This window comes from Afifella sp. JA880 (genome assembly GCF_025379905.1).
GTDB classification, from domain to species: Bacteria; Pseudomonadota; Alphaproteobacteria; order Rhizobiales; family Afifellaceae; genus Afifella; species Afifella aestuarii.
Genome location: NZ_JAOANH010000003.1, coordinates 417,233 through 436,509 on the forward strand (window position 1 = coordinate 417,233; position 19,277 = coordinate 436,509).

The window sequence follows — 19,277 nt, forward strand, 5'->3', positions numbered from 1 at the left end:
TTTCTTCGCGACGTCCCCGAGGCTCACAATGTCGGTTTCTTCCAAAAAGGGCTCTTCCGGTCCTGAACGCGTTGTCGTCAAACGCGCCCTCATTTCCCTGTCCGATAAGACCGGAGCGGTCGAGTTCGCCCAGGCGCTCGTTGCAGCCGGTGCCGAAATTCTATCGACCGGCGGCACCGCGCGGGCGCTCAAAGAAGCCGGACTGCCCGTGAAGGACGTGAGCGAGGTAACCGGTTTCCCCGAGATCATGGACGGGCGCGTGAAGACGCTGCACCCGGCGGTTCATGGCGGCATTCTTGCAATCCGTGACGATTCCGAGCACCAGGCCGCCATGCAGGAACACGAGATCGAGCCGATCGATCTCGTCGCGATCAACCTTTATCCGTTCGAAGAGACGGCTGCCAAAAGCAGCGACCCGCTCGAGATCATCGAAAATATCGACATCGGCGGGCCCGCCATGATCCGCGCCGCGGCCAAGAACGCCGCCTTCGTCGCCGTGGTGACCGATCCCGCCGATTATGGACGTGTCGCAGAAGCTGTTGCCTCCGGCGGCGTCGACAAGGCGCTGCGCCGTGAGCTTGCCGCAAAAGCCTTTGCGCGCACGGGCGCCTACGACGCCGCCATCTCCAGCTGGTTCGCTGAGCAGTCGGAGACGCAGTTCCCGGAACGTATGGTGTTCGCCGCGACCCGCGCATCGGAACTTCGCTATGGCGAAAATCCGCATCAGAAGGCGGCACTTTATTCGACCGACAAGGGCAAGCCAGGTGCCGCGAATGCCTGCCTCGTCAACGGCAAGCCGCTGTCCTACAACAATCTGAGCGACGCCGACGCAGCCTTCCAGCTTGCAGCCGATCTCGATCCGGAAAGGCCGGCGATCGCCATCATCAAGCACGCCAATCCCTGCGGCGTCGCCGTGGCTGACACGCTGGCCGAAGCACATGCCAAAGCGCTGATATGTGACCCCGTCTCGGCCTATGGCGGGGTCGTGGCCGCAAACCGGCAGTTGGATGAGGCGGCGGCCAAGGCCATCACGGCTCTCTTCACCGAGGTCGTCATCGCGCCCGACGCAGACGAAGCGGCGCTCAAGATCCTCAAGGCAAAGGCCAATCTCCGTGTGCTCCTGACGGGCTCCGCCATGCCGGCGACAGGCATGATGGTCAAGTCGATTGCCGGCGGCCTTCTGGTTCAGGAGATCGATGCCGCGCAAGTCAAGATGGCCGATCTCAAGGTGGTCACGAAGCGCGAGCCGACCGAACAGGAACTTGCTGATCTGATCTTCGCCTTCCGCATCTGCAAGCATGTGAAGTCGAACGCAATCGTCTATGCGAAGGACGGAGCCGCTGTCGGCATCGGCGCGGGTCAGATGAGCCGTGTCGATTCCGCCCGCATCGCCGCCTGGAAGGCGCAGGAGGCAACGCGTGCCGCCGGGCTCGAAGATGCTCTGACGCGTGGCTCCGTCGTTGCCTCGGATGCCTTCTTCCCCTTTGCGGACGGTCTCCTGGCCGCCGCGGAAGCTGGCGCCACCGCCGTTATTCAGCCAGGCGGATCACTGCGCGACCAGGAAGTGATCGACGCCGCCGACGAGGCAGGCCTTGCGATGGTGTTCACGGGGCTTCGCCACTTCCGGCATTAACTTTCGAGTGGGGCAGGCGGCTACCAAGGTCCGCCTGCTGTTCCGCAAGCTCGGCGAGAAGGCTCGCTGCGACGGTGGCCTTGGCCGTCGTCGCGCGGCCATCGGCGAGGATCGCGGCAACCCGGCTCGCGGTCGCGCTGACATTGCGGCCGTATTCCTCTTCCCAGGCGGAGACGTCCGGGAACCCTCCATCGGCATAAGAGAGAACGTCGAGGGCGAGCGCCCGATGCGCTGAAGCGAGCTGATCGCGCGCCTTCTCCGTCGCCAGATTCTCGTAATAGTCAGGGCTTTCGACAGCGAGGATCATTGCCTCGAGCCTGGAGAAGCAGAAGCGATCGGCGACCTCGAAATAAGCCGCCGCGGCCGCCTCGATCGGCCGTCCGCAGCGTTCCGCGATAAGTGCCACATCGATCGCATTGGCAAGTTCGGGAAGGATGGCGAGCTCCTCGGCAAGCTCGTCGGGGACTTGTGCCTCGACGAGCCAGGCTTTTCGCGATTTGACCGCATTTGCGGCGAATTCGGGCAGGAGGTCGGGCAGCAATTGCCGCAGAGCCTCCAGCGTCTCCTGAAAACGATCGACCACTGCACCGATGCCGGACCGGAGATCGACATTGCGCAGGAACCAGCCGATGCGGTCGAGAAGAACATCCTGCACCCGCAGATAGAGCTCAAGCTGCAGCTGGCCGCCGATCTTATTGTCGAGGGCTTCGAGCTCCGCATGCAGACGCTGCATGGAGAAGGCATCGCGAACGGCCGTGTAAGCGCGGGTGATGTCCGCCGGCGTCGCGCCGGTGCGATCACGCAGCCGAACAATCGCGGTGGGCCCGCCGCGGTTGATGAGCGAATTGGCGAGCTGCGTCGCGATGATCTCCCGCCTCAGACGATGGCCTGAAATCTCATCACCAAACCGCTCCTGCATGTTCTCCGGGAAATAGCGGAAGAGTTCGCGCGCGAGATATTCATCGTCGGGGATGTCGCTTGCCACGAGATCATCGAAGAGAACGATCTTGGCGTAGGAGAGAAGAACGCCAATCTCCGCCCGCGTCAGCGGTTGACGCTGGGCCTGGCGCTCCGACAGGGTGGAATTGTCCGGCAAGACTTCCACCGCCCGATCGAGCCGGCCCGCGGCTTCAAGTTCGTTCATGAAACGCGCCTGATTGGCGAGCGCGTCGAGGCCGCGCATCTGCTCCAGACTGATGGCCAGCGTCTGCTGGATGTTGTTGCGCAAGACGAGGTCGGCTACCTGGTCGGTCATCGCGGCCAGGCAGCGGTTGCGCTCCTCCAGCTCCAGCTTGCCCGACCTCAGCGAGGGCGCCAGGGCGATCTTGATATTGACCTCAAGGTCGGAGGAGTTGACACCACCGGAATTGTCGATCGCGTCGGAATTGCAGCGCCCGCCGCGCAGGCCGTAATCGACACGCGCCTGGGGCGTCATACCGAGATTGGCGCCTTCCCCGACCACCCTTGCACCGACTTCTGCAGAGGTGATGCGGATCTGATCGTTTGCCTTGTCGCCCACTTCGGCATCGCTTTCGTGCGGCGCCCGCACATAGGTGCCGATGCCGCCAAACCACAGAAGATCAACCTGCGCCTTCAAAATGGCGCGGATGACCTCATTGGGGCGCGCGGATGTCCCGGAAAGTCCAAGCAGCGTACAGATTTCGGGCGAAAGCGGCACCGTCTTGTCATGGCGAGAGAAAACACCACCGCCCTTCGAGACAAGGCTCGTGTCGTAATCCTTCCACGACGAACGCGGGAGGCCGAATAGCCGCTGGCGCTCTTTGAAGCTCGCCTCAAGGTCCGGATCGGGATCGATGAAGATGTCGCGGTGGTCGAAGGCGGCGACAAGACGGATCGCACGCGACAGAAGCATACCGTTACCAAAGACATCGCCCGACATATCGCCGACGCCGGCAACCGTGAACGGCTCGCTCTGGATATCGTGGTCGACCTCGCGGAAATGCCGTTTCACCGCTTCCCACGCGCCGCGGGCAGTAATGCCCATTTCCTTGTGGTCGTAGCCGGCCGAGCCCCCCGAGGCGAACGCATCGCCAAGCCAGAACCCATGAGTCTCGGAGACGGCATTGGCAGTGTCGGAGAAGGTCGCCGTACCCTTGTCTGCTGCAACGACAAGATACGGATCGTCCTCATCATGGCGCACGACGTCATTGGGCGGAATGACCTCGTCACCCTCAAGGTCGTCGGTAAGCGCAAGCAACCGATCAACGAAGGCGACATAAGCATCGCGTCCCGCTTCGAAGATTTCCTCGCGGCTGCCCTCCGCTGGCAGGAGCCGTGGAAAGAATCCACCCTTCGCTCCGACCGGCACGATAACGGCGTTCTTCACCTGCTGTGCCTTGACGAGACCGAGAACCTCGACGCGAAAATCTTGCGGCCGATCCGACCATCTGAGACCGCCACGGGCGACGGGCCCGAACCGCATATGCACTCCTTCGACCTGTGGCGAGTGCACAAAGATCTCCCGGAACGGCCGAGGCGGCGTGAGGAAAGCGAGGTCACGCGGCTTGAGCTTGATGGTGATGGCGAGCGGCGGGGCACCTTCGGCATCCCTCTGGAAATAATCGGTCCGCTTGGTCGCGAGAATGACAGCCCGGTAGGCGCGCAGAATCGTGTCCTCGTCGAGACTGTCTACCCGATCGAGCGGGCCATCTAGAGCCTTTTCCGCATCAGCCTCTGCGGCCTCACGGTCCTCGATCGCCGGATCGAAGCGCGCCCGGAAGCGGTCTACGAGAAGGCGTGCCAAAAGCGCGTTGCGGCCGAGCGTGTGCCAGATGTAGTCGAGCGAATAAGGCAGCTGGGTCTGCCGCAGATACCGCCCGATCGTGCGCAAGAGCGCAGCCTCGCGCCAGGTGATGCCGGCGGAAAGGACAAGCGCGTTGAAGCCGTCATTGTCGGCGCGCCCACCCCATACGGCACTGATCGCCTCCTGGAGACGAGAAGCGGCATCGCCGACAGGATCGACCTCGCCGGAACCCGCTTCATCCTTGGCGGCAAGCGTCATGTCATGGATATAAACGGCCGAGCCGGTCGCCGGGCGAACCAGATAGGTGCGCTCGTTGACGACCGCGAAACCGAGATTTTCCAGAAGTGGCACGCGCCGCGACAACGGGATCGGCGCCTCGAGATGATGGAAGCGCAAAGCCGTGCGCCTCAATCCGCCGGCGATGCGCCGGTGAAAATGCGCGGCAATCACCGACCGGTCGGAAAGCTCACGACCGATGCGGATGTCTTCAACGGCATCTTGCGGGCTGAAGGCGGCCTGATATTCGCGTCCGAAGGCGTCCCGATACTCTCCGAAGAGCTCTGTTTGCTGCGGGAAGGCATTGGCGAGCGCCTCGCGTAACCCGTCTTCGAAGGTGCGGGTGATGGCTCGAATGCGTGCCTCGACCTCACCCTGATCCGGATCTACGGGAGCCGTTTCGGGATCGCGGGCCTCCCGCGCCACGATGAAATGCACGCGGGCGAGATGTCCCTCGGGGAAAGCTGGATAGGCGGCGGAGATCCGCCCGTCATACATCTCCGCCAACGCCTCACCGATCTTGGCGCGGATGTCGGAGGAATAATGGTCGCGCGGCACATAGACGAGGACGGAGACGAAGCGGCCGAACTTGTCGGCCCGGCTGAGTGCACGCACGCGCGGACGCTCCTGCAGATGCAGGACGGCCATGGCTTGGTCATAGAGCGTGGAGAGATCGGCCTGGAAAAGCTCGGTGCGCGGAAAACTCTCCAGGATGTTGAGGAGCGTGCGGCCGGAATGGCTGAAGGGATCGAAGCCGGCGCGCTTCAGGATCTGGTCGACCTTGCGGCGGATATAGGGAATCGACTGGACGGAACGGGTGAACGCGCTCGACGTGAACAGACCGACGACGCGCAATTCCCCCGTCACGCGGTTGTGGTCGTCGAAAATCTTGACGCCGATATAGTCCATATGGTCGCGGCGATGCACGCGCGAGCGGACATTGGCCTTCATGATGATGAGCGGTTCCGGGCTCATCAAAAATTCCTGGATCTCCGGCGTCATGGTGACAAGTTCGGCGCCACGGCGCAGCACTTTCACCTCGGGGTCACGCAGCAGGCCGAGCCCCTCGCCATGAGCGTGGTCGAGTGCGCCACCCGAATCCTGCTCGTAGGTGAACTCACGCGTGCCCAGGAAAGTGAAATTGTCATCCTCAAGCCATTCCAGCAGGGCGATCGCTTCTTCCAGCTCGTCCTCGTCGAGCTCGGGCGGATCGATACGGTAGTCGCGGATCGCCATGCGCAAGCGGTCGCGCATGGCGCGCCAGTCTTCGGTCGCAACCCGCACCTCTTGCAGAAGGCTCTTCAAGGACGCTTCGAGCTCGCTTTTCGCCGCCGCGTCGGGCAGGCGCGCAATCTCGATATGCAGAAAGCTCTCCCGGTTCGGGCGGCCCTTCGATTCCGCACCCGCGGCAGCAAATTCGGTCAGGCGTCCGGCTTCATCGCGCGAAACCTCAAAGATCGGATGCAGGACAAGATGGATCGGTTGCCCGGCGGCCTGGATCTCCCCGAGAACGGAATCGAAAATGAACGGCCGGTTCTTGCCGACGATATCGATCGCGGTGACCGGACGACCGCGCTCGTCGGCCGCATCGATGTCTCTCAGGCTGACCTTCGGCACATTGGCGTCGCGCTGAGCGATGAATGCGAAAGCAGCCTTGGCAATACCCGCCAGGCTTTCGGCAGGATAAACGGTAATATCCTCGCCCGCCGCATGTGCAAAAAAGATCTCAGCAAAGCGTTTGAGTGGCGCGGCGTCGATTCCCGTCTCTTCGGCCTCTGCCTCAAGCCTCGCTGTGGCATCTTCGATGCGTTTTTTCTTTTCCGGCTCGTAGCGGTCGGGCATTGGGTCTCCTCGCCTCTTCTTTCAGCCGCCTGACGCACGAAACGGACGCAAATAGCGCCCTTTCTTGCCGCGGCCGCCTATCTCTGAGGCAAGACATGCACCCCGACCGGCATCCGGCAAGAGCCAAATGCTGCGTGCCGCAATCGTTATTGACCGACGGCCCGCATAGGTCCCGAAAAAGCGATGAAAACAAACCGATTGGTGTTAGGGCAAAACAACAACCGGCGTTCCGACGCGCACGCGTTCGAAGAGATCGACCACGTCCTGGTTGTACATGCGGATGCAGCCATAGGAAACAAAACCGCCAACCGATTTCGGCCGGTTGGTACCGTGGATGGCATATTCACCGCCCGCAAGTGTCATGGCGCGCGGCCCAAGCGGATTGCGCGGTCCTGGCGGAATCAGATCCGGCAGTGAGGGAATGTCGTGTTTGACTTCCTTGGGCGGCGAGAAGGTGGGATCGACCACCTTCCGCGAAATGCGCGTGCGCCCCTCCCATTGCTTGCCACGCCGTCCAACGCCAACAGTGTAGCGCAAAGCCTGGCCACCGCGCATGACGAGGTAAAGCCGGCGCTCCTTAGTTTTGACGACGATCGTGCCAGGACGATAAGTGTCCTTGAACGGCACCGGCTCCCGCGCCTCGGCCACGCCGGCAAGCGCAACGCCTGCGACGACAACAAGGGCCGTCGCCCACTTCTGCACAATCCGCATCCAAAGCCCCCAGAGCCCTGATTTTTCTCAGATTATGCGGCCGTCATCGGAGACCAGACGAAAAAAGTTCTGGTTTGGTTGAGAATTTAAGAAAATTCGGCACCTGGGGGCCGGCGCAAGCCACTAGCACCCCAGGTTGCCAGACCAAAAGCCATTTGCCTCAGTTGGCGCGATTCTGCCGATGTTCGACGAGATCGTCGACCACGGCAGGTTCGGCGAGGGTGGACGTGTCTCCAAGATTGGAGAAATCGTCCTCGGCGATTTTTCTGAGGATGCGGCGCATGATCTTACCGGACCGCGTCTTCGGCAGGCCGGGCGCGAACTGGATGAGGTCCGGCGAGGCGATCGGTCCGATCTCCGAACGCACCCAGTTCCTGAGCTCCTTCTTCAGCTCCTCGGTCGGCTCTTCGCCCGCCATCAAGGTGACGTAGCAATAGATGCCCTGGCCCTTGATGTTGTGCGGGTAACCAACGACGGCAGCCTCCGACACTTTCGGATGGGCGACGAGCGCGGATTCCACCTCCGCTGTGCCCATGCGGTGACCGGAGACGTTGAGCACGTCGTCGACGCGGCCGGTGATCCAGTAATCGCCGTCCGCATCGCGCCGGCAGCCGTCACCGGTGAAGTAAGTGCCCTTGTAGGTGGCAAAATAAGTCTGCACGAAACGGTCGTGATCGCCATAGACCGTGCGCATCTGGCCGGGCCAGGAATCGAGGATGACGAGATTGCCTTCCGTGGCGCCTTCGAGAATGTTTCCCTCGTTGTCGACGACCGCCGGCTGCACCCCGAAGAAAGGCTTCGTCGCCGAACCCGGCTTCTGCGCGATGGCGCCCGGCAGCGGCGTGATCAAAATGCCGCCTGTCTCCGTCTGCCACCAGGTATCGACCACCGGGCATCGTTCTTCGCCGACGACACGATAATACCATTCCCAGGCTTCCGGATTGATCGGCTCGCCAACGGAGCCGAGAAGCCGCAGGGATTTGCGCGAGGTCTTCGTCACCGCCTCGTCTCCGGCACCCATCAGGGCACGGATGGCGGTCGGCGCCGTGTAGAAGATATTGACGCCGTGCTTGTCGCAGACTTCCCAGAAGCGGGAGCCCGAAGGGTAGTTCGGCACGCCCTCGAACATGAGCGTCGTAGCGCCGTTCGCGAGCGGCCCGTAGACGATATAGGAATGGCCCGTCACCCAGCCGACATCAGCCGTGCACCAGTAGATATCGCCGTCGTGATAGTCGAAGACATATTGGTGGGTGATGGAAGTATAGACCATATAGCCGCCGGTCGTGTGCATCACGCCCTTCGGCTTTCCGGTCGACCCCGACGTATAGAGGATGAAGAGCGGATCTTCGGCGCCCATCTCCTCGGCGGGACAATCGGCGTCAACCTTTTCGATCTCCTCATGATACCAGAGATCGCGGCCTTCTTTCATGGTGACGTTGCCGCCGGTGCGCTTCACGACAAGGACGTTGCGGACTGAAGCACCATCCTTCTCAGCGCGCTCGATAGCCTTGTCGGTGTTCGCCTTCAGCGGGATTTTACGACCCCCGCGCACGCCCTCATCCGCGGTGATGATGAAATCGGAACGGCAGTCCTCGATGCGGTTCGCCAAGGAATCTGGCGAAAAGCCCCCGAACACGACAGAATGGATGGCGCCGATGCGGGCGCAGGCGAGCATCGCATAGGCCGCTTCCGGGATCATCGGCATATAGATCGTGACACGATCGCCCTTCTTCACGCCGTGCGCCTTCATCACATTGGCGAGGCGGCAGACATATTCGTGAAGCTGGCGATAGGTGATGTGCTTGTCATCGGAAGGCTCGTCGCCCTCCCAGATGATGGCGACCTGATCGGCGCGGTCGGCAAGATGGCGGTCGATGCAATTGACCGAGGCGTTGAGCGTGCCGTCCTCGAACCATTTGATCGACACGTTGTGGTAGTCGTAGGAGGTGTTCTTCACCTTGGTGAAGGGCTTGATCCAGTCGATCCGCTGCGCCTGCTCACCCCAGAAACCGTTCGGGTCTTCAACGGACCGGGCGTACATGTCTTGGTACTTGTCCCAATCGATGAAGGCACGCTCGGCCCATTCGGGCGTCACGGAATGTACTTTCGCGTCAGACATGGATGAGCCTCCCCAAGGTTGTGTCGGACCTTACAGCCCGGATTATACCGCGGCATTATGCCGAGGCGGTCGCGGCTGTCCATGCCGCGACCCTCGCACTTTCGTACATAATATCGAGCACTTCGAAGTGGTGACCAGGGCGGGCCTTCATGCCCCCAAAACGCCGAGACAAAAGCTTTCGACGACGAGGACGAAAAACCAGCGGCCGATCGTCATGAAAACCTGTCGTGCGGGTTGCCCGGCGAGAATGCCATTGACGCCGGACGTTGTGGCGACAAAGCCCGCCCAGAGAATTGCCGCGGAAATGACGCCGTTGCGGGTGGTCGCCTGACCGGGGCCGAGATGGCCGATCGCGCCGGCGAGCACATAGGCCATGACCAAGATAAGGATGAAGACCAAGATCTGCCGCATAACCGCGTGGGCGCCCACTGCAAGCGAGCGCCGGACATCGTCGCTAACGTCCTTAGGGGCAGGCAATATACGCAGCCACAGGAGATGGGCGTGGAAGCCAAAAACCCCGGCGAGCGGGATCGCCCAATAATTCATGCTGCCGAATTGCAAGAGCGTGCTCCGTCGCCGTCTTCGGTCGCCCCGACCTTACGTCCCGAACGCGCCGATGATGAGGCCCTGCAGCATGACGACACCGAGCCAGTGGCCGGAATCGATGAAGGTGAGCGTCCACGGCATGATCTGGTAGCGGTGGTTGACGACAAGCGGCACCAGGATGAATCCCGACCACACGAAGAAGCCGGAGGCGAGGCCGGTGATGATCGACACCTCGCCGATATGACCGATGAGGCCCGCAAGCATCCAGGCCATGAATATCTCGCCGGTGAGAGAGACGAGAAGCGGCGTGCGATCGACGTTTTCATCGCCATCATCGACCTTCACCTGGATGAGGCCGGTCGCGGCAGTAAACGGCTTTGCCAGCACCGCGTAATAAATGGCGCCGAAGCCGAATGCGGCAAACCCGGCCACAATGACGGCAAAATAATTGATTCCGGCAAAAGCCATTCCGTCTCCCCCTCGCAAGGCGGATCGATACCGCCCCGCAACCTCAAAAAAGCCTCGCGCCAGCTCTTAACCGGCTTTGACGTCGTCGGCTACCAACCCTCCCAGTCGGCAGATCATTGCGAATTCGTTATCGCTGACAGGCTGCACCGACAGGCGCGAATTTTTGACGAGCACCATCTCGGAGAGGCGTTCGTCCGCCTTGATGGCCTCCAACGAGACGGGCTCCTGCAACGGCGCCACGGCCTTGATGTCGACGCACTCCCATTTCCCGCTCTCGTCCGTGGAATCGGGATGCGCCTCGGCGACGATCTCGACAATCCCGACGACCGCCTTGCCTTCATTGGAGTGGTAGAAGAATCCACGCTCACCAGCTTTCATCTGGCGCATGAAATTGCGCGCTTGATAATTGCGCACGCCATCCCATTCCTGTCCGCTCGCACCCTTTTTGACCTGGTCGTCCCACGACCATTTGTGCGGCTCCGACTTAAACAGCCAATAGGCCATACCCACCCCTTTCAAGGACTTGCAGCGGTCCGTCTTCGTGCCTCAGGCGATTTCTTGCTTCAAGGGCCGGGAGACCAGGGCTGCGATCGCCTCGTCGAGGGTGAGCCTGCCCGAGAGCACCGCCGCGACGGCATTCGTGATCGGCATGTCGATGTCGTGCTCGCGGGCAAGACGCGCGGCGATGGCGGCGGTGAAAGCCCCCTCCGCGAGCGGCTTGCCTGGAGCGGTCAGCTCTGCAACTGATCGACCCTCGGCCAGTGCAATACCAAAACTCGTATTGCGCGATTGCCGGCTCATCGCCGTCAGCATGAGATCTCCGAGACCAGAGAGCCCCATGAAAGTCTCAGGCCGAGCCCCCATTCTCGCGCCGAGACGACTCATCTCGGCAAGACCGCGGGTGACGAGCGCGGCACGCGCACTCTCGCCGAGCCGGCGGCCTTCGACGATGCCGGCGGCGATAGCGATGACGTTCTTGAGCGAGCCGCCAAGCTCCGCGCCGATGATGTCGTCGCTCGCATAAGCCCTGAAACTGTCCGAGGAGAGGGTGGCGGCCACCTGCTCCGCGACGGAAATCTCACTCGCTGCCACCGTAACGGCGGTCGGCAGCCCCCTGGCGATCTCCGCGGCATAGCCCGGACCCGACAATGCCCCGATCCGATGGTTCGGCAGCGCCGCCCGCACGATCTCACCCTGCAACGCACCGGTTTCCTGCTCGATGCCCTTGGCACAGGCGACAACCACGGCGTCGTCCGAAAGCGTTGCGCCGATTCCGGCCAGCAGGGACCGTGTCGCCTGCGACGGGACGACGAGAAGCACACAATCGGCGTCGCCGAGACGCGACGTATCGCTGGTAACGTCGATCGTCTCCGGCAAGCGCGAACCGGGCAGAAAATCACTGTTTTCATGGCTCGCTGCCAGTCGTGCGGCGGCGGCTTCATCGATTGTCCAGAGGGTCACCGAAGCCCCGGCGCGCTCTGCAACAAGAGCAAGCGCAGTGCCGAAAGCACCGGCTCCCGCGACAGCGACTTTGCGAAAAGACGTACCCATTAAACGCGAGCTCCATGACGGCCCGAACCGAGAAGTGGTTTGGCGGCCTGATCGAGGGGCCAACGCGGACGGGCAACGATCTCCTCGACCGCCTCACCTGCGCTAAGGCGCATGAGCCCGGCCCAGGCGATCATCGCCGCATTGTCGGTACAAAGGTCAGACCTCGGCGCCACGAAGGCGATGCCGGCTTTGTCGGCAAGATCGGACAGGGCGGAACGGACGGCCTGATTGGCGGCGACCCCGCCGGCGACAACGAGGGCATTCCACGGCTGCAGGGCAAGCGCATGAGCTGTGCGCTCGGCGACAATCGCAGCCACGGCCGCCTGGAAGCCGGCACAAAGATCGTCGATATCCGTCTCAGACAGCGGAACGAGTGTCTCCGCCTTGATGCGCAACGCCGTCTTCAGACCCGAGAAGGAAAAGTCGCAGCCTTTTGTGCCGAGAAGCGGCCGCGGCAAGTTGAAGCGGCCCGGATTTCCTCTGAGAGCACGTTTCTCCACTTCCGGACCGCCCGGATAGCCAAGACCAAGGAGCTTTGCCGTCTTGTCGAAAGCTTCGCCAAGCGCGTCGTCGATGGTGGAACCGAGGCGTCGGTAGCGACCATAGCCTTCGACGGCGACGAGTTGCGTATGTCCGCCGGAAACGAGGAGAAGGAGATAGGGAAAGGCAACATCATCGGTGAGAACCGGGGTGAGCGCATGGCCTTCCAGATGATTGATACCGAGAAGCGGAAGCCCGGCAGCGGCCGCAAGCGCCCGCGCCGTGGTCACGCCGACGAGGAGACAGCCGATGAGGCCCGGCCCGGAGGTCACAGCAATCGCATCGACATCGCAAAGACGTTTGTCCGCATCCGCAAGGGCTGCGGCAATGATGCCGTCGAGGGCTTCCACATGCGCGCGTGCAGCAATTTCCGGCACGACCCCGCCAAAGGCGGAATGCTCCGCGATCTGGCTGAACACCGCATTTGAAAGGATTTTTCCCTTCCCGTCCGGGCCCCGAGTCACGACGGATGCGGCGGTTTCGTCGCAGCTCGTTTCGATGCCGAGGACACTCGATGCGGCGCCTGGGGGAACGCCGGGGAGGACCGGGTCCATTGCACTTATCCCCTTGGCTGATTAGACCCTAGGCGTGTAGCACCGGCTAAGCTGAAGGGGCAAATGGAACGGCTCAGAATTGGGACACGCGGCAGCGGCCTGGCACTATGGCAGGCGCATGCGACGCGTGACGCGCTGGTCGCGACTGGGATCGACGAAGCCGACATCGAGATCGTCGTCATCAAGACCTCGGGCGACCGTATTCAAAATCGTGCATTACTGGAAGCAGGTGGCAAAGGCCTCTTCACCAAAGAGATCGAAGAGGCGCTGATCGACAAATCCATCGATATTGCCGTGCATTCCGCCAAGGATATGCCGACGCGCCTGCCGGAAGGGCTGACGCTTGCTGCCTATCTGCCGCGCGCTGACATTCGCGATGCGGTTATTTCGCATCACGGCGGCGGCCTTGAAAATCTGCCCGAGGGCGCGCGCTTCGGCACCGCCTCCTTGCGCCGTGAGGCGCTTTTGCGGCGAGCCAGACCCGACCTCGAGATCACGCTTCTGCGCGGCAATTTGCCGACCCGCATCCAGAAGGTCGAGGACGGCGAACTCGACGCGACGCTGCTTGCCTATGCCGGCATGTGCCGTCTCGGTGTCGACAGCCATGCAACGGCGCTTCTCGATCCGTTAGAATTCCCGCCGGCTTGCGGTCAGGGCGCAGTGGTCATCGAGTGCCGCGAGGACGATGCGAAGATGCGCGATCTTCTCACCAAGATCGGTCATCCCGAAACCGCATCTGCCGTCACCTGCGAACGCGCTTTCCTCGATACGCTGGACGGATCCTGCCGCACGCCGATCGCCGGCTGGGCACAGGTGGAGGGCGATAGGCTTTCCTTCCGAGGCCTTCTGCTTTCGCCCGACGGCACAGAAGTTCTGGAAGGCTCCGCCGAAGGTTTGGCCGCAGATGCAGAGAAGATCGGTCGCGAGACGGGCGCCGAGGTGCGCGGTCGCGCCTCTGCCGAACTGTTGGCCAAGATCGGGATCGCCTGATGCGTCTCGTCGTCACCCGCCCCGAACCTGACGGCAGCCGCACGGCCCATACGCTGATTGCTCTCGGCCATGAGGTGGTGCGTTCGCCGGCCCTTGCCGTGGTGCCGCTTCAGGCGCCCCTGCCGGAGGACGATTTTCAGGCGGTGCTGGTGACGAGCGCCAATGCAGTGCGGGCGCTTGCCGCCCATGCGGAACTCGCCCGCCTGCAGCATCTGCCATTGCTTGCGGTAGGCGACCGCACGGCCGCCGAGGGACATCATCTCGGCTTCCCGGACGTGCGCAGCGCAGGCGGCGATGTGAACGCGCTTGCCGTATTGGCTCGCGAAACACTGAAGCCCGAAGACGGCCCGGTTCTCTACCTCGCCGCCAATAGCCGCGCCGGGGCACTCGAGGACAAGCTGGCGGCCGCTGGCTTCGAAGTGGTCTTGCGAGAGATCTACCGTTCAGAGCCGGTCAACGAGCTGAAGAGCCGCGCGCGCGACATGCTGGCCTCAGGTGAAGAAGCCGGTATCCTCATCTATTCACAGCAAAGTGCCGCCACCTTCGCGCGCACTCTGGAGACCGCCGGGCTGACACCGCTCGGGAAAAACATCGTCTGCTTCTGCCTGTCCGACCAGGCCGCCGCGCCGCTCAGACCCATTGTCCGCGGCCCGGTCCTTGTGTCAGATCGCCCCGATCAGGCTTCGCTCTTTGATATGATTGCGCGCTACCGAGGGCCTTCTTGCGACGGATAGGGTGGCAGAATGGGCGAGGCGTTCCACCAACGCCCGCATTAGGGCATAACAATTGAGGAACCGATCGCCGCGATCGGCTTTCAGCTGCAGGAGGGGCAGGTGGCCAGGCAACCTGAGGACAAGCGTATGTCCGCCTCGGGCGACAAGCGTAAACCCGTGACAATCGATCTGAAGGCCGAAGAAGTGAAGCAGAGCTCCGCGGGCGGCCCCGCCGATCCCAAAAAGAACGAAGCGCCGAAGATGGCGGTTGACCGCGAGGGACGCCAGGAAGAGCCCGGCAAGACCGGCGCACCGGCCGGACCCGTCAAGCCATCGGAAGACAAGAACGCACAGCGCGAGGATGCCGTTAAGACCGGCGCCGCGAGCCGGGGCGCCGACAGCGCGAGTGCAAGAAACGCAAGCGGCACGGACGCAGCGGCGAAAGGCAATGCCGCGACAGCATCAAGTGCAGCAACCGCGAAGGCAGGCGAGAAACCCTCGACATCGGCCACCGCGGCGGAGAAGGCCACCCCAGACAAAGCTTCTGCGACCTCGAACAAGACATCCGATAAGGAACCGGCCAGGCCGGAGAGCAAGACCACCGCCCCCGGCGCTGTAGGCAAAAACGCTTCCAGCGGGAGCGCTGCCGGAACGGCTGGCGCGAACGCAACTGGCACTGCCGCAACTGGTACGGCGACGGGCGAGCCGGGTGCAGTCCCGAGCACGGGCACGAAAGCGGGTGCCGCCGGCAGCGCCGACAAAGGCGCTCCGAAGCCGGGATCCGAAAAATCCGCTTCCGGCAAGACGCCACCCCCGCCCAAGCCGCCGAAGCGCGGAGTGGGATTTGGCGGGCTCCTCCTCGCCGGCATCGTCGGCGGCGGTGTTGCGCTTGGCGGCGCCTGGGCACTGCAGACCTATGGTCCCCAATACGGCGTGACGCTTCCGGGCACCAATGGCGGCGGAGGAACGGGCGCGACGGCGGGAACAGGCAGCTACGATGCGGCAATCGCCCGCCTGCAGGACGAGCAAGCGCAGCTTCAGGAACAACTCGAAGCTCTGCAGAACCGGCCCGCTGTGGCAGAGGGCGGCGGATCGGACGATCTCCGCGCGGAAGTCTCAGAATTGCAGCGTTCCGTGGCAAACCTCTCAGAGCAAAGCGGCAGCGCAGCGGGAGAACCGGGCGCACTCGATGATCTGCGCAGCCGTGTCGCCTCGCTCGAAGAGCAGATGAGCGCCACAGCGAACAGCGGTGAGGACGCGCCTGCCGGAGCCACCACGAGTGCCAGCACCGGCGCCAGCGAAGAAGAGCTTCAAGCCCTCTCCAGCCGTCTCGACGAACTTTCCGGGCGCCTCGGGAATCTGGAAAACGCAGCACCCGTCGATCTCGGACCGCTGCAACAGGCGGTGACGACCAACCAGCAGATGCTCACCACGCTGCAGCAGAGCGTCTCCGGCGCGGCCAACAGCAGCGACCTGTCGAACGTCCGCGATTCCGTTGCGGATCTGCAAAATGCGCTTCAGCAGACGCAGAGCTCGGACGAGGAGACGCGAGCCCAGCTCGAAGAGCTTTCTCAGCGCATGACGAAGCTTGAAGGAAGCATGGAAAACGCGAAGGCAATTGCGCCGGCCGTTGCCGCCGAAGCCTTCGCCGACGCGGTGGCAAGCGGCGAACCTTACGAAACCGAGCTCAAGGCAGTCTCAGGCTTTGCCGGGGAAGGCGCGGTAAGCGAGACGTTGTCGGCGCACGCAGCGGAGGGTCTGCCGACGCGCGAAGCCCTCGCAGCGGAGTTTCACACCTACGTTCCAAAAATCCTGCGCGCCGCGGACGCCCCTGAAAAGGATGTCGGCGTGATGGACCGGCTCATCGCGAGTGCGCGCGGCCTCGTGGAGGTGCGTCCCGCCGGGCCGCGCCAGGGCGACGAACCGGATGCCATTGTCTCCCGTATCGAAGGCGATCTCGCTGCCGGTCGCCTCAAAGAGGCTTACACCGAATGGCAGAGCCTGCCTGAAGACGTTCGCCAACCCTCCGCCGATTGGGCCGAAAAACTCAAGGCTCGAGCCGACGCGGAAGCGCTCGCGGAAGATCTGCGGGCGAAATCTCTCTCCCGCCTCAACGCCGCCGGCTGAGGACCTGACATGATTCGCTTCCTCATTCTCATCGCCGTCGTCTTCGCCTTCGTGCTGGGTTTCTCCTGGCTGAAGGAGGCTCCCGGCGAAGTGACCCTCACCTTTGCCGACACGGCTTATACGATCGGGCTTGCCCGCGCCGCCCTCGCAGCTCTCTTGGCGCTCGCTGCCGGCTTCATCATCGTCGGGCTGATCGTGCTCATCCTGCGTTTCCCGTGGAAAGCCCGCCAATCCTGGCGCCGCCGCCGCGAACGCCGCCAGCGCGAGGCGCTGTCGACGGGCCTTCTCGCCGTCGCCGCCGGAGATCTGCGCACCGCCGAGCGTGCATCTCACGACCTGGCGCGCCGCGACGACGAGCCTCTGGCATTGCTGCTTCGGGCGCAGACGGCGCAGCTGCGCGGCGACCACGCCAAGGCGCGCGAAGCCTTCAAGGGCATGCTCGGACATGACCGCACCCGCATCGTCGGCCTGAGAGGCCTGTTCATCGAGGCAGCGCGCGAGGGCGACCACGACACCGCTCGCGCATTCGCCGAGCAGGCCCGCGAGACCTCACCTTCGGCTGCCTGGGCCTCGCGCGCCCTGATGCGCTATCAGACGGCGGAAGGCTCCTGGGAAGAGGCTCTGAAGACGCTTTCGCGTTATGCCGAGACCGGCGATATCGATCGCAAGGAAGCGCGCCGTCTGCGCGCCGTCATCCTGACGGCCCAGGCAATCGACTGGGAAGACGGCCAGCCAGACAAGGCCAAGGAAGCGGCGCTTGAGGCCCATGGCCTGCAGCCGGACCTCGTTCCGGCGGCGGTTCTCGCCGGCCGCCTCTCCTCCCGTCTCGGCGACATCCGTCGCGCGACGCGCGTTCTGGAGACCACGTGGAAGGCCAATCCGCATCCCGACATTGCCGACGCCTACGCCAATGTGCGCCCCGGCGATTCCGCCCGCGACCGCTTCCAGCGTCTCGAAACCCTGATGAAGCTGCGCCCGCAGGAAGATGCCGCGCGGATGGTGATGGCACGCGCAGCAATCGGCTCGCGTGACTGGGAGCGCGCCCGCGAGACGCTCCTGCCGATGATCCGCACGCGTCCGACGCAAAACGCGCTTCTGATGATGGCCGAAATCGAAGAAGGCGAGCATGGCGATCGCGGCCGCGCTCGCGAATGGCTGTCACGCGCAGTGCACGCGCCACGCGATCCGGCCTGGACCGCCGATGGCGTGATCCTCGACGAATGGGCGCCGGTTTCGCCGGTGACCGGCCGCATCGACACGGTGGAATGGAAGGTGCCGATCGAGGAACCGGAGAGCCGCCGCACCATCGACATTGATGAGGCGAGCTTCCGTCCACGCGAGATCAGCCCCCTGCGCGACGAGAGCTCGGCCCCGACGTTGACTGCAACCCCGGTCTCTGCGGCATCTGCGGCAAGCGGAGCCTCGACGCCCCCCACCAAGCCGGCCGGTGGCAAGCCCGACACCACCACCATACCGGCGGCGGGTTCAGCGAAGGCACAGACAGCGACAGCAACGAACTCCACCATCGCACCGGCAGCCGCCTCCGCAGCCACGAAACCCGCCGACGGCGAAAAGCCGGCGGCGGCGAAGCCGACCGATTCTCCTTCGCACGCAGCCGCTGCGACAAAGCCCGAAACGCAGACGGCAGCATCTGCCGATAAGCCTAAGGCCGGTCCGGACGCAGGCGCGTCCTCTGCGGCGGCGCAACCGCAACCTTCCAAAACGACTGCCATTCTTAGCGGGGCCGGCGCGGCAGCCGGAGTTGGGGCGATCCAGCCGCCGAAACCGCGGGAGCCTGCACCTGCCGCAACCGACACGCCGACAGCATCGGCCGCGCCAGAGAGCGCAAAAAGCGCCACAGCAACGGATGCCGCAAAGCCGAAAGAGAGCGGCGCGGGCTCGCAGTCCGCAACATCTTTCGCAGCTCCCGTCGACCCACAAGACAAAGCGGCAGAGAGCACAGCCAGCCAGGCGGCGGACACGAAGCGGATGGATGAAAAGCCGTCGACCACCTCGCCTGCGGCCAGCCCTACGCCCGCAAGTGTCGCGCCTTCCGCAGCAACGACAGGGAGTCCTGCATCGGCAAATACAGCGCCCAAGCGGCCTGACCCATTGGCCGAGGGCAAGGGCGAGCCACCTAAGGCACCGCCCGTACCGGTCGATGCGCCAAAGGACGCACATTCCGACGAAGAGGATGCTTCTGCCCGTGCCAATGGCGGTCAGGGCAATCGGCCGCGCCTCCCGGACGATCCGGGGCCAGAGGAAAAGAAACCCGACGAAGAGGCCGGACGCAGCCGCTTCAGGCTTTTCTGAGACTTTCGCCATGGCAAACGCCCATGGCAAACGGGTGTCTTCCCCGCTTGCCGGCGCGCCCACATTTCGCTAAGAGGTGGCGCGCTAAGGGGCACCGCCCCTCACAGCCCGGTGTCGATCGACGACATCC

The 19,277-nt window shown here is 63.5% G+C and carries 13 protein-coding genes; 5 read left to right on the forward strand and 8 right to left on the reverse strand.

The window, feature by feature from the left end; all coding sequences use genetic code 11:
* The first annotated feature begins 28 nt into the window (after positions 1 to 28).
* Complete coding sequence (gene purH, locus NYQ83_RS15020; RefSeq protein ID WP_261215632.1) at positions 29 to 1,633, forward strand: bifunctional phosphoribosylaminoimidazolecarboxamide formyltransferase/IMP cyclohydrolase; 1,605 nt, start codon at positions 29 to 31, stop codon at positions 1,631 to 1,633.
* Here purH and NYQ83_RS15025 read toward each other — a convergent pair.
* The 8 genes from NYQ83_RS15025 to tsaD form a co-directional block, all read right to left on the reverse strand.
* A complete protein-coding gene (locus tag NYQ83_RS15025; RefSeq protein ID WP_261215633.1) occupies positions 1,605 to 6,515 on the reverse strand; it encodes an NAD-glutamate dehydrogenase in 4,911 nt (1,636 codons plus the stop codon). The genes purH and NYQ83_RS15025 overlap by 29 nt on opposite strands.
* Before the next feature lie 204 nt (positions 6,516 to 6,719).
* Positions 6,720 to 7,226, reverse strand: a complete 507-nt coding sequence (locus NYQ83_RS15030; RefSeq protein ID WP_261215634.1) for a L,D-transpeptidase — start codon at positions 7,224 to 7,226, stop codon at positions 6,720 to 6,722.
* Positions 7,227 to 7,386: 160 nt separating this feature from the next.
* A complete protein-coding gene (gene acs / locus NYQ83_RS15035) occupies positions 7,387 to 9,345 on the reverse strand; it encodes an acetate--CoA ligase (RefSeq protein WP_261215635.1) in 1,959 nt (652 codons plus the stop codon).
* Between the two features lie 147 nt (positions 9,346 to 9,492).
* Positions 9,493 to 9,906, reverse strand: a complete 414-nt coding sequence (locus NYQ83_RS15040) for a DUF1761 domain-containing protein (RefSeq protein ID WP_261215636.1) — start codon at positions 9,904 to 9,906, stop codon at positions 9,493 to 9,495.
* Positions 9,907 to 9,942: 36 nt separating this feature from the next.
* Positions 9,943 to 10,359, reverse strand: a complete 417-nt coding sequence (locus NYQ83_RS15045) for a DUF1761 domain-containing protein (protein ID WP_128290564.1) — start codon at positions 10,357 to 10,359, stop codon at positions 9,943 to 9,945.
* Between the two features lie 66 nt (positions 10,360 to 10,425).
* Positions 10,426 to 10,863 carry an EVE domain-containing protein gene (locus tag NYQ83_RS15050; RefSeq protein ID WP_261215637.1) on the reverse strand — a complete coding sequence of 146 codons (438 nt, stop codon included), beginning with the start codon at positions 10,861 to 10,863 and terminating at the stop codon, positions 10,426 to 10,428.
* A gap of 42 nt (positions 10,864 to 10,905) precedes the next feature.
* Positions 10,906 to 11,910 carry an NAD(P)H-dependent glycerol-3-phosphate dehydrogenase gene (locus NYQ83_RS15055; protein ID WP_261215639.1) on the reverse strand — a complete coding sequence of 335 codons (1,005 nt, stop codon included), beginning with the start codon at positions 11,908 to 11,910 and terminating at the stop codon, positions 10,906 to 10,908.
* Positions 11,910 to 13,004 (reverse strand): tRNA (adenosine(37)-N6)-threonylcarbamoyltransferase complex transferase subunit TsaD, encoded by a 1,095-nt coding sequence (tsaD, locus tag NYQ83_RS15060; RefSeq protein ID WP_261215641.1) that lies wholly within the window; start codon positions 13,002 to 13,004, stop codon positions 11,910 to 11,912. The genes NYQ83_RS15055 and tsaD overlap by 1 nt, the downstream gene beginning before the upstream one ends.
* 63 nt (positions 13,005 to 13,067) lie before the next feature.
* On the opposite strand from tsaD, the gene hemC reads away from it, so the two are divergent.
* The 4 genes from hemC (at position 13,068) to NYQ83_RS15080 (ending at position 19,147) form a co-directional block, all read left to right on the forward strand.
* Positions 13,068 to 13,994, forward strand: a complete 927-nt coding sequence (gene hemC / locus NYQ83_RS15065) for a hydroxymethylbilane synthase (RefSeq protein WP_205649796.1) — start codon at positions 13,068 to 13,070, stop codon at positions 13,992 to 13,994.
* On the forward strand, positions 13,994 to 14,728 hold the full coding sequence (locus NYQ83_RS15070) for a uroporphyrinogen-III synthase (RefSeq protein WP_261215644.1): 735 nt from the start codon (positions 13,994 to 13,996) through the stop codon (positions 14,726 to 14,728). The genes hemC and NYQ83_RS15070 overlap by 1 nt, the downstream gene beginning before the upstream one ends.
* Before the next feature lie 99 nt (positions 14,729 to 14,827).
* Entirely contained in the window at positions 14,828 to 16,834 is a 2,007-nt protein-coding gene (locus tag NYQ83_RS15075) for a hypothetical protein (protein WP_261215645.1), read from the forward strand.
* A 9-nt stretch (positions 16,835 to 16,843) separates the two neighbouring features.
* On the forward strand, positions 16,844 to 19,147 hold the full coding sequence (locus tag NYQ83_RS15080) for a heme biosynthesis HemY N-terminal domain-containing protein (protein ID WP_261215647.1): 2,304 nt from the start codon (positions 16,844 to 16,846) through the stop codon (positions 19,145 to 19,147).
* Positions 19,148 to 19,277: the final 130 nt, after the last annotated feature.